Raw genomic sequence first — 14861 nt, 5'->3', positions numbered from 1 at the left:
TCACGCCTGTGACGATGTGGGCGCGATGACGCGCGTCAGCGCAGGGCGACGAAGCCATCTCCAACCACACAACATAACCAGCCCACCCATCGCGAGCGCGCCCAGCATGTCGCCGGGGTAATGCACGCCCAGATAGATGCGGGCCCATGCCATCGGCAGGCCGAGCAGCGCGATCCCGAGGCCCCAAGCTCGGGTACGTCGATCCAGCAAAAGCACACTGGCCACCACCCATTGCACAGTCAGGTGGTCGCTGGGAAAGCTGCCGGTGGCCGCATGAGTTACCCAAGCTTGACCAGCACCGGCCACGAACGGACGCGCGCGATCCCAAACCAAGCCGATGACCAGGTTCGCGAACAATGCCGCTGCGGCGGCACTCGATGCTTTCAGGGCGATCGAGCGCATCGACCACTGAGGAAACATCAGCATCGTCCCAAGGAGAGCGGCGGTCAGGATCAACGGCCCATCGGCCAGGGCACGTGCCAGATGCAGCATCGCCGGCGACGGCGGCACCAGCGAATGGATGGCGTGGAACAGTCGCAGGTCAACTGCGTAAGCCATGGTGCCAAACCCCGAGATCGGCGACGTCATGGCTCGCTGATCGTTGCAAGGGCTGCGGCCCGTGCTTCCTTCGCTTCACGCAGGATGCCCAACGCCTCCTTCAACACGTAGCACGCGATGGCCGCACCGATGACCAGATCGGGGACCGCACTGTGTAGAAGCAGCACCAGCACACCGGAGGTGATCACCGCCAGGTTGGCGATGACGTCGACCCGCGTGAACAGCCACGTGGCGCGCAGATGCACTTCGCCGTGACGGAACCGCTCCAACAATCGCAGCACGGTGGCATTCACGATCAAGGCGATGAAGGCAATACCCATCATCCAAACACCCTCGGGATGACTGCCCGCGACGAGTCGCCACACCACACCGGCGAGGACACTCGCGCCCAGGATCAGCAGCAACGTGCCACTCAGAGTGGCGGCCGATGCCTTGAAGCTTGCGGTGCGGTGCCAGGCGACGAGCGCGATGCCGTACGCACTCGCGTCGGCGAGCATGTCCAGCGAATCGGCGATCAGCCCCATCGATTGCGCGATCAGACCCGCGATTACACCGACCACAAACATCGTGGCATTGAGTCCCAGCGCGAAGCGCAGGATGCGTCGCTCCGCTTCATTGCTGGCTTTTGCGTGGCAGCCACAGTCACTCATGTTCTATCGCCTTCATTCCGCATCAGGGAGAATTTCCTTGGCCGCGGTGACTGACGCGGCTGGTTGGCGGCCACGGCGGATATTGAACACGAATCCAACCGCCAGCAGCACCAGGATCGTCAACTGAGCCAGCAAGGATTGCCACGTCGGATAGATGCCAAGCAGTTCGATATGCGGCATCGGGGCGACGCTCACCGCGACCCAGCCGGCTTCCTGCAGCGCGGCGATTCCTTTGCCGGTCAGCACAATGGCGAGCACAGCGATCAACGCCGAACTGGCGGAGAAGAACGTGCCGATCGGCAAGCGCCGGCTCGTGCGCAGCAGCACCCAAGCGATCAGCCCCAGCACGGCCGCACCGGCCGCAATGCCGCCAAGCAGCCACGCTTCCTGGCCGTCGTTCCACAGCGCCGCGTAGAACAGAATGCTCTCGAACACCTCGCGATAGACCGAGATGAAGGCCAGCCCGAACAGGAACCACGCCGAACGCCGGTTGAGCGCGGCCGCCATCTTCTCCTTCAGGTAGGCCTGCCAGCGACCGCCGATGCTCTTCTGGTGCATCCACAGACCCACCCCGAGCAGCACAAACGCCGCAAACAGCGACGACAGCCCCTCGGTCAACTCACGGCCGGCACCACTGATGGAAATCGCATAGCTGGCAATCGCCCAGGTGATTCCCCCGGCGACCAACGCGAGGCTCCAGCCGGCGTGCACGTAACGCAGTGCTTCGGGCCGCGCGGCCTTGCGCAGGAAGGCGAGCAGTGCGACCACGACCAACAGGGCTTCCAGACCTTCACGCACCAGGATCGTGAAAGCACCCAGGAAGGTGGCGGCCGCATCGCCTGCGGCATCGGCGGTGACTTCTTGCGCGCGCACCAGCAGACCATCGACCTCATCGGCCTGTTTCGACACCGATTCCACTGAGGTGCTGCTCGTCAGCGCGGTGCGATAGGCACCCATCGCCGTTTCAAGCTTGGCGCGCAGCGCGCCGTCACGCGCATTGAGTTGCGGCTCGACCGGCTCCACGCCATCGAGATAGGCGGACAACGCCAGTTGAGTGGCTTGCGCCTTGGCACCGGCTCGGTAAGCCGTCAGGCTCGCCGCCAGTCGCGCTCGTGCCAGAGGAATACCCGCAAAAGCCTGCTGCTGGACGGCATCGGGGTGGGCCCGCAGATAGCCCATGATCGCCCGTGAGCGCTCCGCACCCAGCGTGGGCGTCAACTGCGTGACGCGAGCACGCGACAGCTCTTTCAAGTCAGCGATCTGCGCCCGTGCGCTGGTGTCGTGCTGCCACGTATCGGCACCGGCGGCGGCCTCCTTGGTATAAGCCAGCGAGCCCACGTAGTACGCCAGCGCCCAACGATCCTCGGAGGAGAGTTGCTGCGCGTAGCTCGCCATCGGCGTGCCTTCCACGCCTTGGCTGATCACCTCGTACAACGACAGCGCACTGCGCTGATCGGCCCGCGTCTGGTCGGTGAAGTTCACCGGATGGGGCGACAGCAAGAGACCCGCCGGGCCGTCACCATGACCGGTCGACCCATGACAGGTGGCGCACTGGTTCTGATAGAGCGCCGCGCCACGCGCCACGTCGGGAGCCTGTTCCGGTGCGGTCGGTACGGGGTAGGCCTGCAGCAATGCATCGGCCAGCGCATGCGCTTGCGTCGCCACCTGCGCGGGTGCCGTTTTGGCATCCACCGAGGCCACCAACGTATCGGCCTGCTTCAAGAGTGCGGGCGTGGTCGCGGTCGGTGGTAACGCGCCGATACGTGATCGAGCCGTCGATGTGAATTCCCGCATCTCGGCGTACTCGGATGCGCTGATCACTGCGCCATCTTTCACCGCACCAGCGTAATCGGTCGCCAGGTAATCCAGCATCTGCCACGTTTGTGGAACGGTCGCGATGGCATTCTGAGCCATCACTGTAAAGGTCGTCACACTGCACAGGAGTAGCGCCGCAACGGACAGTTTGCGCGAAGTGCTGCGAATAAGATTCGTTATCATTAATGCATGATACCCGCCCTTCGACAGTTCGTCAGCAGTTGTTCGCCAGACAATGTTCTCGTTACCAAGCGTGCTCCTCGTGTCGGAACACTCCAAAGGTCGAACTCAATCCTGACGGTTAATTCGTTGCTTTCCGGCCCGTGCCCGCCAAATCTTCCAGAATCGGACAATCTGGGTGACTATCGCCATGGCAGCGACGGGCCAGATCTGTGAGCGTGGCGCGCATGGATTCCATTTCACGGATCTTCTGTTCCAGTGCCCTGGCGTGTTGCAGCGCCAATTGCTTCACCTCACTGCTCGCCCGCCGCCGATCGTCCCACAGACTTAGCAGTTGCTCGATTTCCTTAATCGAGAACCCCAGGGTTCGCGCACGTTTGATGAAGCGCAGGCGATGCAGATCGCTCTCGGCGTACAGGCGATAGCCAGCAAATGTGCGGCCCGCGGTTGGCATGAGTCTGATCGACTCGTAGTGACGAATCATCTTGGCGCTGACCGCTGTGGCCTCGGCGGCGTCGCCGATGGTATGCAGTCCCTGGGCACGTGCACCGGCGGCTTCGGGGCGTAGCGTAGGGCGTGGCATCGTTGTCTCCGGTTATTCCTTGTGGGCGTGGGGACGCCAGCGGCGCAGCAACAAGGTGTTGCCCACCACACTGACGCTGGACAGCGCCATCGCGGCCCCAGCGATCATCGGATTGAGCATGCCCAGGGCAGCCAGCGGTATGCCGATCGCGTTGTAGATGAAGGCCCAGAACAGATTCTGACGGATCTTGCGCGTGGTACGCCTCGAAATCTCGATCGCATCAGCAATCAGGCGCGGGTCGCTGCGCATCAGGGTCACCCCGGCGGTTTCCATCGCCACATCGGTGCCGGACCCCATCGCAAAGCCGACGGCGGCTGCGGCAAGCGCCGGCGCATCGTTGATGCCATCACCGACCATCGCGACATGGTCGCCGGCATCGGTAAGTGCTGTGACAGCCTCCGCCTTCTGTTCGGGTAGCGTATCGGCGATCACGGTTTCGATACCCAGTTCAGTGGCGATGGCCTCGGCGGCGGCGCGGCGGTCACCGGAGATCATGACCGTGCGCAAGCCGAGTGCATGCAACTGGGTGACGGCCTCGCGCGCTGTCGTACGCGGCGCATCGCGAAAAGTGAGAACACCGCGCACCACGATGCCTGTCGCATCGCGCTCGGCCAGCCACGCGGTAGTTTGCGCGCTGGCGTCTAGCCCAAGGCCGATGCGTTCCATCACGCTGCGATCCACACCTAACTCGTCCATCCAGCGCTCGCTGCCCAGAACGAGCTCGCGGCCTGCCACGCGACCACGCACACCACGACCGACCACGGCCGCCACCTCCGTCGCCGGCACGATGCGGCGCTGACCGTCAGCCGCTGCCTGCAGGACTGCCTTTGCCAGCGGGTGCTCGCTGCCGGCCTGCAGACTGGTGGCATCGTCCAGCAGCGCGTTGTCGTCGCCACTGATCGCAAGGCGCTGCACCAGCGTCGGGCGACCTTCGGTCAGAGTGCCGGTCTTGTCGAAGGCGACGACGGTGACCGACTGCGCGACCTCAAGCACTTCGGCGTCCTTGATCAGGATGCCTGCGCGGGCGGCCACCCCGGTGCCGGTCATGATCGCTGTGGGCGTGGCCAAACCCAGCGCACAAGGACAGGCGATGACCAGCACCGCCACCGCATTGAGAATCGCGCGACTCCAATCGCCGGTACTCAAACCCCATGCAAGCAGAGTGATCAGGGCCAAGACGATGACGACGGGTACGAAGATCCCGCTCACACGATCCACGATGCGCTGGATCGGCGCCTTCTTGGCCTGGGCGTCCTCCACGGCACGAATGATCCGGGCAAGCCGGCTCTGCGCACCGACTGCCTCCGTGGCTAACACGAGCCGGCCTTCACCGTTGATCGCACCACCGATGACGGCATCGCCTGTGTGTTTGGCCACCGGCACGCTTTCCCCGGTGATGAGGGACTCGTTGACTTGTGAGATGCCTTCGAGCACAAGACCGTCGACCGGGATGCGTTCACCGGGAAGCACGACGACCACATCGTCCACGCGAATCTTCTCCAACGGCAACCAAATTTCCTGATCGCCTTCGCGCCGACGCGCCTGTTCGGGGCGCAAGGACTGCAGGGCGCGAATCGCTTCGGTGGTCTGTCGCTTGGCGCGCGCCTCCAGCCATTTGCCCAGCAGGATCAGGGTAATCAGTACGGCGGAGGCCTCGAAATACAGCGGCGCGTGACTGAGGCCGACACCATCGCGCAGCAAATGAAAGACGCTAAGACCATAGGCAGCTGACGTGCCCAAGGCCACCAGCAGGTCCATGTTGCCAGTGCGTGCGCGCACTGCCTTGTACGCCGCCCGATAAAACCGGGCACCCAACCAGAATTGCACGGGCGTGGCCAACAGCCATTCCAGCCAGCCGGGCAGCATCAGGTGGATGCCGAGTGGCATGGCCAGCATCGGCGCCATCAATGGCAGCGATAGCACGGTGGCCCAGATCAGATGACGGCGCTCTTTGGCGGCACCGGCGGTCTTCATCGGAGTCGGTACGGAAGATGATTCCGCATCCGCGATACTGGCCTGGTAACCGGCGTCCACGACCGCCTTGATCAACACGGCAGCATCGGTCCCCGCGCTGATCGTGACGGCAGCCCGTTCGGTGGCCAAGTTGACGTTGCTCGCGATGACCCCCGGCACCGCGCGCAGGGCGCGTTCGACGCGTCCCACACAGGACGCGCAAGTCATGCCTTCAATCCGCAGGGCCACCGTGTCGATGGCGACCTCATAGCCGGCGGCCGTCACGGCAGCGTGTAGGGCCGGCAATGCCTGCGGCGTCGATGTCCGCACCGTCGCCTGCTCGGTGGAGAGGTTCACCGTCGCGTCGATGGTCCCGGCCACTGCCTTCAGTGCCCGCTCGACGCGCCCGACGCACGAGGCGCAGGTCATGCCGACAATACCAAAGCGAACAACGGAGGGCGTGTCGGGAGAGGAAAGTGGTGTGGCGTGAGTGTTCATGAGGAGGAACTCCCGGGAGGGAGCGCCATCATGATGTCTCCCATCATGGGAGGGTCAAGCATGCCGACTGAAGACACTGAGACTTGACCTTCCCACCATGGTAAGCCTCATTTTTTTCCTCACTGGCAGCCTGCCGGACGATGGAGAGATCACCATGCAATTTTCAGTCGACAACATGACCTGCGGACACTGTGTCCGAGCCATCACCGCCGCCTTGCAAAACCTCGATGCCCACGCCAAGGTCGATGTGGATCTGGCGAGCGGAAGGGTTCAGACAGAAGGCAGTTTTACTTCGGCGGCCGCCGTCGCGGCGATGGAAGCGGCGGGGTATCACGCCGCGCCCGAGGTCGGCAGCCAAGCCTCGGCCGCCGCCACGTGCTGCGGACATTGTCATTCGTAGCCGCGAGGAGGCGCGCTGGAATTCTATAACTAGAGAAAGCCCAGCGCGGCCGGGTGGCGGGAGCGGTATTTCAAGCCAACCGGCAATGACAATAGGTGAACGATTGCGTGGTACCAAAGGGCGTGCGATGCAGTTCGAGCGCGCTATCGATCAGGTCAAAACGTGGACCAAGCGCGTGAAGCAGTGACGCCGCGTCGTAGCGCAGCACGTCCAGACCGCTGCATTGCTCGGGACCCTGCAGGCTGAAGGTGGCGATGATGACGTGCCCGCCGGGTTTCAGCGATCGAGTGAGCTGGTGGACGTAGGTGGCACGTTGCTCAGCCGTGGTCAGGAAGTGAAACAGCGCCCGATCGTGCCAGAGGTCGAAGTGCTGTTCAGGCAGTGATGCTTGCAGGATATCGGCGGCCAGCCACGTCACTTGGGTTGCTTGGCTGCTGAGGCGTTGCTTCGCTACCTCGATGGCCGCGGTCGAGATATCCAGCACCGTGAGCTTTCGGTACCCCTGGGCAAGAAGATCATCGACCAGCGTTGCCTCACCACCACCGATGTCGATGATGGCGGCCTCGCGATCGGGTAACGCTTCGGCGATCATGTCGAGCGACGTATCCAGGTGTTCGCGATACCAGCTGACGGCATCCGCTGACTTCGTCTGGTAGACCCGTTCCCAATGTTGCTTGCTGACCATCATCGAATCCCCGACATTGCGCGCATGACCATTGCTTGTGAGGTCCTTTAACTGAGACGTGATGATCGATGCCACCGACCATGCAGGCGAAACGCTACCGCCCTGATCTGACGCCATTACGGCGTTTTGGTGCTTTCCGATGGCGCGCCGGTATGTGCCACGTAGAGCAAGTAGTCGATCAGACCCAGAATCTGGACCACACGTTCGGGTGCCAGGTCAGACAGCAACTTATGGTGCACCTGGTTTCGGATGAAGCCAAACACCCCGCGGTACAGCAGGTGAACCGCATCCTGCTCTCCCTGAATTTCGCTAACGCGGATCGCCGGCGTCCCACCCGCGAAGGCGCGGGCGGCTAGATCCGCGCCGGTGGCTGCATCGCTGGATCGGGTCAATACGCGCAGACGATGCTCAAGAATGCGCGTCGCTTCGGTGACGACTGTGTCGTGTCGCTCGGACTGACCGGATTCCTCGAATTGATTGAACAGATCCAGGCAACGTCGCTTGAGTTCGGTATCGAGGATCTCGATGGAATCGATCATGACGGGCTTCGGCCGTCGAGCGTGTGCCACGGAATGATCCAAGGGATCGTTCCTTTCCTGTTCGACAGTGGCAAGCCGCTCCTGCTCAACCAAGAGTGGCAATACCGAGGCCTTGGCAAAGATCCCCTGGGTGGCTAACTGTTCTTCGCGCAAGGTGATCTGCCGATCAAGCGCCGACAAGAGATGGGTGGTCACATTGGGCTTGCTCGAAAGATCGTTTCGCCGTTGCTTGAGGAAACCCAAGTAGAGCAGCCCGACCGACTTCAGGTACCGCACGGTTCCATGATCCAGGCCGAGGTCGCAATCGAACTTGTCGGTGGACTTGGCCAGGCTATCTTCGAGCCATTGCCGGGTGCGCGCGGCTTCGCGTTGACCTCGATCGAAGCGAATCTCCCGCCGGACCTCTTCGGTGAAGAAAGCCTTCAAGTGCGGGTCGCCTTCGATTTCAGCGACCTCAGAGGACAGCAGTTCCTCGTAGTACTTCAAGGCACCGACGAAAAAGTCGAGCGTGTCGCGAAGGAAAGCCACCCACGAATAATGATGGCTATCGGCGGGTTCCGGCGCAGCTGTACGGGTCGTCATCGGATATGGCCTTGAGGTACTGAGTATCAAAATATACCCTGGGGGGGTAAGGTACTAGCATCAAATGGAGATATCACCATGGGCCATACCACCCGCAACAAAACGAAACTGCTCAACCGGGTGCGCCGCATTCGTGGGCAAGTCGAGGCGGTGGAACGCGCCCTGGAGAACGAAACCGATTGTGCCCAAATTCTGCAGCTGGTGGCTGCGGTACGCGGCGCCACTAACGGGTTGATGGCGCAACTCTTGGAAGACCATATCCGTTTTCATGTCGTCGATCCCGATCGTGAAAGCGATCCGGAGAAAGCCAAGGCCGCCGGCGAGCTGATCGACGTCGTACACGCGTACCTCAAATAGTCATCCAGGATATCTATGTCATCCCACGAACCGAAGATCGGCAACGCGCTGGCTGATGCCGCGCAGAAGCGCACCACGGCGCCGGACGTCCACGACGACCATGAGCATGCGTTCGATCGCTGGGAAGCCGCTCGCATCGTATTCGTGGGTCTTGCCGCCATCGCGGTGTGGTTCCGGTGGTGGGAGCCCTTCGCGCCGGTAAGCGTGATTGGCGTGGCGGGTGTCCTGGTCGGTGGTTGGCCGATCTTCCGGGAAGCCGCCGAAAACATCTTTGCGCGTCGCATGACCATGGAGCTATCCATGAGCATCGCTCTGATTGCGGCGGCGGCGATCGGCGAATTCTTCACGGCGTTGATCATCACGTTGTTCGTGTTGATCGCTGAAGTCCTCGAAGGCATGACGGTTAGCCGTGGTCGCACGGCCATTCGTGACTTGCTCGATTTCCTTCCTCGTTCGGCGACCGTGCGTCGCGCAGGGAGCATCGCCGAGATCGACGCCAGAGAACTGGTCGTGGGCGATGCCATCTTGGTCAATCCGGGCGGCCGGGTGCCCGTCGACGGTGTCGTACTCAGCGGTCACTCGTTTCTGGACCAGTCGCGCATTACCGGCGAATCGATGCCCGTGGAAGCCACCGCCGGCGCACCGGTCTATGCCGGATCGATCAACCAGTCCGGTGCGATCGAGATTCGGGCCGAGCGGCTGGGGCGAGATACGAGCTACGGCAAGATCATTGACGCTGTGGAGCAATCCGAGCGCTCGCGCGCCCCCGTGCAGCGGCTGGCCGACCAGTTGGCCGGTTACCTGGTGTACTTCGCGCTGGCGGCGGCGGTGCTGACGTGGCTGATCACCCGCGATATGCGCTCGACCATCTCGGTGATCATCGTGGCCGGCGCCTGCGGCATTGCGGCGGGTACACCCTTGGCGATCCTGGGAGCGATCGGGCGGGCAGCACGCTTGGGCGCCATCATCAAAGGCGGTCTATACCTCGAAACCCTTGGTCGGGTCGATACGGTGGTCGTCGACAAGACCGGCACACTCACCTTCGGGCGACCGGAAGTGCAGCACGTCTTCCCCGTGGATGGTGTCCTCATCGAAGAGGTGCTTGAGGCCGCCGCAACCGCCGAAATCCGCTCCGAGCATCCGCTAGGTCAAGCCATCGTCGCCTATGCCAAGGCGCAAGGGCTCACCGTCGCTGAACCTGATCATTTTGCCTATACCCCCGGCCGTGGTATTGCGGCCACCCTGGCCAACGCGATGTTGCTGGTCGGTAATCGCACGCTGATGACCGATCACCGTGTCGACGTACCCGCGTCGCTCATCGAACGCTTGGTAGCGACTTCGGAAGTGTACGTGGTACGCAACGGTCAGTTGCTCGGTGCCATTGCCGTGGCGGACACCGTGCGTCCCGAAGCACGCGCTGCTGTCGATGCGCTGGCAGCGCTCGGTCTACGCACCATCCTGCTGACCGGTGATGCGCAACCGGTAGCCAAGAACGTCGCCGAGCATCTGGGCATCGCCGAGTACGAGGCCAATTTACTGCCCGAGGACAAACATCGGAAGGTGGCTGCCCTGGTCGCCGCTGGCCGCATCGTCGCCATGCTGGGCGACGGTATCAACGATGCCCCCGCGCTCACGGCAGCCAGCGTTGGTGTGGCCATGGGCTCGGGTACCGACGTTGCCCGCGAGAGTGCCGACATGGTGCTCCTGGGCAATGATCTGTCGCGCTTCGTCGATACGCTGGTGATTGCACGGCGCACGCGTAACATCATCTGGTTCAACTTCGGTGGGACCATCGTCGTCGACGTGATCGGTGTCGTTCTGGCGTCATTGGGCCTGCTCAACCCGTTGGCCGCCGCGTTCATCCATGTGGCTTCGGAGATGGCCTTCATCCTCAATTCTGCGCGACTACTTCCGCCGATCGATCGTCAACGGCCTGCCACACATCCACCGGTTGCGCTGCTGGAACACTGATCCTGCGTGCGGCGCTGGTCCGACTGGCATCGCTGTCTTTCAGAACCATTCTATTGAGTTGTCTCCATGCCCTGGATCATCACCAAATACCTCATCACCTCGGCCATCGTGGTGGCGGTGTCGGAACTGGCCAAGCGCAGTGATCGGCTGGGAGCGCTGCTCGCGTCACTCCCGTTGGTGACACTGCTCGCGCTGACCTGGCTCTATCTGGACAAGCAGCCGGTGGAGAAAATTGCGAATCACGCCTGGTATACGTTTTGGTATGTCGTGCCGACACTGCCGATGTTCCTGATCTTTCCGCGCCTATTTGCCCGCTTCGGCTTCTGGCCTGCATTGGCACTGAGCGCGCTCATCACGGTGGTGTGCTTTGGTGTTTTTGCGCTTGCCGTCAAGCCCTTTGGGATCAAATTGCTCTAAAGCGGCAGCCAGGCTACGACGCAACCCCATCGGCGGTGCGATGTTCATCGCGTGCAGCTTGCCAGACTTCTCGCGCTGCATCGGCATTCAACATCATGATGCCCAGACCCACGATGAGATCCGGCCATGCTGAAGGGTAAAAGATCGTGGCAAGAGCAGCGATGATGATCGCCACATTGGCAAACGCATCGTTCCGGGCCGAAAGAAAGGCCGCCCGCGTCAGACTCCCTCGATGCGCTCGAAAACGCACAAGCATCAGTGCGCAAGAAAGGTTGATCGCCAACGCCCCCAGCGCTGTGATCGATAGCGGGATGGGAGCGGGCGGAATCGGTGCATGGAATTTGCCCCATGCTGCCCACAGCGTGGCTAAGGCAGGAATGAGCAAAATGCCGGCCATAGCCATACCGGTTCGCGCGCGTGCTTTTAGCGACCACGCAAAGGCGGTCCAGATCAGCAGGTTGACCGAAGCGTCCTCCAGAAAATCCACGCTGTCGGCGAACAGCGAGACGGAACCGATGCGCAGGGCGACGGCAAACTCGATCCCGAAGTAGCCGAGGTTGAGCAACGCCACGATAAGCACCGTGCGTCGCAAGATGGCATGGTCGCTCGAATCGTCAAACCGTTTGCTCATGGATCCTCCCGGAATTCACATCCAGCCACATGGGATCGCGGACAACCTACCAGCGTCACGCCTCTGATGCGTGTTCGGGTACTGGTGAGATAGGCCGATTACATCGTACGGAACAGGTGCAGATAGCTGCGACTGACGGGCAGCAACTCATGGTGCGTATTCTGCTGAAACCCACCAGCAATTGCGGTCGCAAACCTACCAGTTGCAATGCTTCCAAAGCGACCACCTTCAGCTTTGCGCGACGCTTTTTCGGCAGCCAATTTCATCGAGCGTGTTCTGGAATCACCACTGCGGGGGCTACGTGTGGTTGGCTGGCTATGACCGCCACAAAATAACGTCACCCTCCATCCTTGGTGGTCTCGCGGTAGCGATAGGTCTCGGCGATGAAATCCGAAAACGCGACCGCCGAAGCAACGGCAAGTCGAGCATGCCGTGGATGAAGACCATGGTGCTGCCCGTCACGACCATGCCCGGTTCCGTAGAGACCACGCAACTGGGCCAGGTTGTTGGTGAGCTGGGTGAGATTCCGAAGAACCAAGCGGATATTCTCGGCTCCCTTGGCTTCATCGGTGATGCCTTCGGGCACCAACTGCAGCTCCTTGGCCACTTTCTTGGTCAGATCGCTCAGGTCGTCGGATTTACCGAACTCCACACCGCGCTTGGTGAGGATGGTTTTGCAGCATGACTCGATCAGCTCCTTGGCGGTGCCAATCGCCAGTTCTGGATCCGAATCAACCGCTCGCTCCATCCGTTCGATCGCCCGGGCCATGGAACCTGCCTCCAGGGCGTCGGCCACCGCCCGCCCGCGTGACAAAGCACGGCCACCGTGGTTGCTCAGTGCTCGGTAGGTAAAACGTGGGCGCCCTGCAATCTGCTCTTCTTCAACGATCTCCCAGCCGACCCGCTGAAGCTGATCGTTGTAATGCGTCACCAGCTTGATGGCTTCTTCGCGGCTGGGGCGAACCACAGGGTGAACGGTTTCGCACAGAAACCGCAGAAAGGTCTCGGCCGCCCCATCCATCAGCTGGAACCGATCATCCGAATACACCCAGTCCATCTCATAATCGTTGTTGTTGATGCAGTGCTGCCAAATGTCCCCGGCCGCATCCTTGAATCGACTGTCCCGAGAAGAAAGTTGCTGCAGGTCGTACAGTCGGCTTAAAAACTCCACCTCATCGAGTTGACCACACCAAGCCAAGCTGTCCATTCGCAACCCGTCAAAGATGTTGACTCGTGTCTGGCGCGGTATGCCGGGGCTTTCGGCTCGCCACTCCTTCCTTGTCTCCCGTGCTGGCACTATCTTGGCCGCGTACCAGTTCTGTGTTTCCTGCTCCAAGACGGTCTTGAGTCGCGCCGTGATCTGCGTTTCCAATTGCACGCGCCGAGCCCCCAAGCGGGCGTAGTTGGTAGTGGGCACTTCAAAGAGTACGTCCCAGAGATCAGTGCCACCGTTCCAGTTGTCGTACCCGGTCAGTTCGGCTCGGGCCGGGTATGTGCGAACCACATTGGCGGCTTCGTTCATGCCTTCGGCTTGGAGCAAGGCATGGACCGTAGCCAACGTGGTGTCGAGTTGCTTGTCGTCCACTGGTTTAAGCCCCCGTGTGTTTGGCCGGATTCGTCCACAACACAACACCCGTGATGTGCCCATCGGAATCGATGGTGTAGCCAAAGCGCGTCGCAAGGGCTTTACGATCTTTGCTGGCCTCATCTTCACGGCCATCGGCCGTGTCGTTGATGAGCTGCATTTGGCATTCAAAGTCCAAGCGTTTGGTCTCGACGGCGGCGACTTGTGCAGCGATGTCAGCCTTGTGACGATCGAGATCACGCTGCATCCCCTCGAACACACGCTCCACCGCGTCATGCCCCAATGGGGTCATGCTGAAGAACGAGGCATCAAACAGGTAACTGTATCGATTCAGGATGTCATGGGCGCGACTCAGCAACCGCTCGATTTGTTCAACGAACAACTCGGGCAGTTTTGCCGATTCGCCTTGTTTGGAGAGTTTGGCACCTCGGTGTGCCAGCACGTTGTGGCGGTACACAAACAGGGCCGTGACATCCGGGTCGGACTTCGAACACGACTTGATGTCCTGGTCGAGCACAATGGGGTCCGGCACCGCTGCATCTGAGTTCATCCACTGCACAAACGGGTCCCCGGGACGTCGTTTCATAACCGCATCTTTTCCAAAGAGATGCAGGTGCTCGCGGATACTGGTGAGCCACGAGCGCAAGTGAAGCGCGCTTTGCTCCTGGTCGAACACGCGCGCCAAGCTCGCCAGTGCCGTCCGACGATACGCTTGCAGCGTGTAATGCCAGAAGGGCCAGCCCTCGGTTTGCACCTCCGGCCACTTCTCCAGCTGGACCAGAAGTGCGTTGTGCTGATCCCAGAAAATGTGCGCGTCGACCACATCCCGAGCGAGTGCCTGGATGAGAGCGTTGAACTCGCTATCGTCGGCGACAGAGATGGTTTTAGAGGCCATGGGCCATGATACTGCTGGCCTCTCATGGAGCGGCTGCCCAGGCTTGGGCTCGCGTGTGGTCAGCCGGATTTCCCAGCAGTTGGCCGACAATATCACTATGTCTGTCGATGGTCGGCGCCATCACGCGCGTATTAGGTTGTTTGGACCTTACGCCGCGATTTGGCGGCGGCCACTGACGGCTTGCACGAAGTCTTGCCGACGCCACAGCTTCCGTCGGACTGACTGCAGCAATGATCCGTGAGATAGCCGATCAGGTCGTTCATCGCCTCGATCACCGGGGCGTAATAGATGAAACGCCCACTCTGTTCGCTGGTCACAAGACCGGCATGCGACAGCTCCTTCAGATGAAACGAAAGCGTGGCATTGGCCAGCCCCAGCTTCTCGGCAATCACACTCGCGGCCAGACCGTCTGGGGCGTGCTCAATCAGCAGCCGATAGACCGCCAACCGTGACTCCTGAGCGAGCGCCGAAAGGATCGTGAGGGCTTGTTTGGTCTGCATGGTGGGGGTGACCGTTTCAGAACGGTGTGCGGTGATCTTCGTGGGCAGTGTAATGCCAGTGC

General features: G+C 61.4%; 16 protein-coding genes. 4 read left to right on the top strand and 12 right to left on the bottom strand.

The features are described from left to right. The 5 genes from ACVWWQ_RS16245 to ACVWWQ_RS16225 form a co-directional block, all read right to left on the bottom strand. Positions 1-558 (bottom strand): phosphatase PAP2 family protein, encoded by a 558-nt coding sequence (locus tag ACVWWQ_RS16245; protein ID WP_457383473.1) that lies wholly within the window; start codon positions 556-558, stop codon positions 1-3. Positions 559-584: 26 nt separating this feature from the next. Beyond that, on the bottom strand, positions 585-1208 hold the full coding sequence (locus tag ACVWWQ_RS16240; protein WP_133952260.1) for a cation transporter: 624 nt from the start codon (positions 1206-1208) through the stop codon (positions 585-587). A 12-nt stretch (positions 1209-1220) separates the two neighbouring features. Further along, positions 1221-3122, bottom strand: a complete 1902-nt coding sequence (locus ACVWWQ_RS16235) for an FTR1 family protein (protein WP_457383472.1) — start codon at positions 3120-3122, stop codon at positions 1221-1223. A gap of 202 nt (positions 3123-3324) precedes the next feature. Then, on the bottom strand, positions 3325-3786 hold the full coding sequence (gene cueR, locus ACVWWQ_RS16230) for a Cu(I)-responsive transcriptional regulator (protein ID WP_133952262.1): 462 nt from the start codon (positions 3784-3786) through the stop codon (positions 3325-3327). Between the two features lie 12 nt (positions 3787-3798). Beyond that, positions 3799-6237: a heavy metal translocating P-type ATPase gene (locus ACVWWQ_RS16225; protein WP_133952264.1), complete on the bottom strand. Its 2439-nt coding sequence runs from the start codon at positions 6235-6237 to the stop codon at positions 3799-3801. Positions 6238-6391: 154 nt separating this feature from the next. Between ACVWWQ_RS16225 and ACVWWQ_RS16220 the strand changes: the two genes are divergently transcribed. Beyond that, entirely contained in the window at positions 6392-6637 is a 246-nt protein-coding gene (locus tag ACVWWQ_RS16220; RefSeq protein WP_133952399.1) for a heavy-metal-associated domain-containing protein, read from the top strand. A gap of 70 nt (positions 6638-6707) precedes the next feature. Here ACVWWQ_RS16220 and ACVWWQ_RS16215 read toward each other — a convergent pair whose 3' ends face one another. Both ACVWWQ_RS16215 and ACVWWQ_RS16210 read right to left on the bottom strand, forming a co-directional pair. After that, on the bottom strand, positions 6708-7397 hold the full coding sequence (locus ACVWWQ_RS16215) for a class I SAM-dependent methyltransferase (RefSeq protein WP_457383471.1): 690 nt from the start codon (positions 7395-7397) through the stop codon (positions 6708-6710). Positions 7398-7438: 41 nt separating this feature from the next. Continuing rightward, positions 7439-8443: a TIGR02391 family protein gene (locus ACVWWQ_RS16210; protein ID WP_133952266.1), complete on the bottom strand. Its 1005-nt coding sequence runs from the start codon at positions 8441-8443 to the stop codon at positions 7439-7441. Positions 8444-8521: 78 nt separating this feature from the next. Here ACVWWQ_RS16210 and ACVWWQ_RS16205 point away from each other — a divergent pair, with 78 nt between their 5' ends. The 3 genes from ACVWWQ_RS16205 (at position 8522) to ACVWWQ_RS16195 (ending at position 11188) form a co-directional block, all read left to right on the top strand. Next, a complete protein-coding gene (locus ACVWWQ_RS16205; protein WP_133952268.1) occupies positions 8522-8800 on the top strand; it encodes a metal/formaldehyde-sensitive transcriptional repressor in 279 nt (92 codons plus the stop codon). A 144-nt stretch (positions 8801-8944) separates the two neighbouring features. Then, positions 8945-10771 carry a heavy metal translocating P-type ATPase gene (locus ACVWWQ_RS16200; protein WP_457383470.1) on the top strand — a complete coding sequence of 609 codons (1827 nt, stop codon included), beginning with the start codon at positions 8945-8947 and terminating at the stop codon, positions 10769-10771. Positions 10772-10837: 66 nt separating this feature from the next. Further along, the gene (locus tag ACVWWQ_RS16195) at positions 10838-11188 is read left to right on the top strand and encodes a DUF3147 family protein (RefSeq protein WP_133952272.1); all 351 of its coding nucleotides are present in this window, start codon (positions 10838-10840) and stop codon (positions 11186-11188) included. Positions 11189-11201: 13 nt separating this feature from the next. Here ACVWWQ_RS16195 and ACVWWQ_RS16190 read toward each other — a convergent pair whose 3' ends face one another. The 5 genes from ACVWWQ_RS16190 to ACVWWQ_RS16170 all read right to left on the bottom strand — a co-directional run bounded on the left by ACVWWQ_RS16190 (position 11202) and on the right by ACVWWQ_RS16170 (position 14799). Beyond that, positions 11202-11819, bottom strand: a complete 618-nt coding sequence (locus ACVWWQ_RS16190) for a cation transporter (protein WP_133952274.1) — start codon at positions 11817-11819, stop codon at positions 11202-11204. 98 nt (positions 11820-11917) lie between these two features. Continuing rightward, positions 11918-12085 (bottom strand): hypothetical protein, encoded by a 168-nt coding sequence (locus ACVWWQ_RS16185; protein WP_166669793.1) that lies wholly within the window; start codon positions 12083-12085, stop codon positions 11918-11920. 71 nt (positions 12086-12156) lie between these two features. Then, the gene (locus ACVWWQ_RS16180; RefSeq protein WP_208321650.1) at positions 12157-13404 is read right to left on the bottom strand and encodes an abortive infection family protein; all 1248 of its coding nucleotides are present in this window, start codon (positions 13402-13404) and stop codon (positions 12157-12159) included. Positions 13405-13408: 4 nt separating this feature from the next. Further along, positions 13409-14299, bottom strand: coding sequence for an AbiU2 domain-containing protein (locus ACVWWQ_RS16175; protein ID WP_133952278.1), 891 nt, complete (start codon positions 14297-14299; stop codon positions 13409-13411). A 131-nt stretch (positions 14300-14430) separates the two neighbouring features. Continuing rightward, the gene (locus tag ACVWWQ_RS16170) at positions 14431-14799 is read right to left on the bottom strand and encodes a metalloregulator ArsR/SmtB family transcription factor (protein WP_133952280.1); all 369 of its coding nucleotides are present in this window, start codon (positions 14797-14799) and stop codon (positions 14431-14433) included. Positions 14800-14861: the final 62 nt, after the last annotated feature.

The sequence above is a fragment of the Rhodanobacter sp. TND4EL1 genome, assembly GCF_054061035.1.
The sequence above is the reverse complement of the archived record's forward strand: the minus strand, read 5'-3'. Positions and strand labels throughout refer to the sequence as shown.